Source organism: Catenulispora rubra, assembly GCF_015356825.1.
Taxonomy (GTDB): domain Bacteria; phylum Actinomycetota; class Actinomycetes; order Streptomycetales; family Catenulisporaceae; genus Catenulispora; species Catenulispora rubra.
In genome coordinates, this window is sequence record NZ_JAACYW010000631.1 from 1 (window position 1) to 1,250 (window position 1,250).

The window sequence follows — 1,250 nt, forward strand, 5'->3', positions numbered from 1 at the left end:
CGGCAGCCGGCGCAGAGCTCGCACTCACTCACGCCGCCGTCGTCGATCCCGTCAGTGGCCTGACTCGCCGGGACACCACCGTCCTCATGCGCGGTGACCGCATCGTCCTGACAGGCCCGTCCGCGCACCACCACCGTCAGCCCGTCCGGCTCGTCCCAGACCCGGACCAGCGCCTCGGCGACCCCGGAGTGTTTCAGCACATTGCGAAGCGCCTCACGGGTCGCGGCCAGCAGCGCGGCCCGGCGCTGCGGCGTCAGGCCGTCGTCGCCGTCCGCGCCGTCCACGCCCTCGGCCGCGTCCAGGCGCATCCGCAGCCCGTCCCGCGCCAGCTCGGTGCTCAGCCCGACCAGGCCCTCGACCACACTCGGCGTGCTGCGCGCCTCGGTGCGCCGGGACAGCTCCCGGCGCAGCGCGACCGCCTCGGCGTGCGCGACCGCGCGCACCTCGCGCAGCCGGCGCGCCGCGTTGTCCGCGTCGCCCGGCAGCGTCAGGGCGATCGCCTCAAGGGTCTGCAAGACGGTGTCGTGCAGCGAGCGCCGCACCCCGGTCCGCAGCCGCTCGGCGTCCCGCTCCAGCACCGCCAGCACTCCGGCCGACACCAGCACCGCGACCAGCAGCACCGCGACGTCGCCGAGGAACGAGGCGGTCACCACCGCGACGCCGCGCGACCGGATCGCGTCGGAATCGGCGACCATCGCCAGCCGCACGACCATCCCGAGCGAGGCCGCGCCCAGCCCGGCAGCCACCCCGCGCACCAGCGTCCACAACGCGACGCAGCCCGCGAAGTACTGCCACGACACCTCGACCGCGCGCACCGACGGAGTGGAGATCGCACCCATCGCCAGATTCCCGGCGACCGCCAGCAGCGCGTCCACGAGCAGCACCAGCCGCACCGGGACACCGTGCAGCGCGCCGAACCCGAGCCCGGCCGTGGCGGCCACCAGCGCCGCGCACAGCGCCAGGATCGACACGCTCCCGGAAGCCCCGAAGCCGCCTACGTAGACCAGCGCCGCGGCGGGCAGTACCCCGATCTGGAACGCGAGCGGAAGGAACACGACATACTCGGCCCCGTCGGCGCCGGACCAGTCCCGGGCCGCCAGATTCCGGATCCGTGCGCGCCTGGTCGGGACTCCCGGAACCCCGGGAACGCCGGGAACGCCGGAAGCGCCCGGAGCGCCCAGCGCCCCCGGCCGTCCCGCACGCTCCGCCGCCCGTGCCGACACAGTCCCCGCCCGCCCCGCACGTCCCGC

General features: G+C 75.8%; 1 protein-coding gene. It reads right to left on the minus strand.

The window, feature by feature from the left end; genetic code table 11:
* On the minus strand, nucleotides 1-1,223 hold a 1,223-nt coding region (locus GWK61_RS54655; protein ID WP_194922302.1), incomplete at its 3' end, for a sensor histidine kinase.
* Nucleotides 1,224-1,250 lie beyond the last annotated feature (27 nt).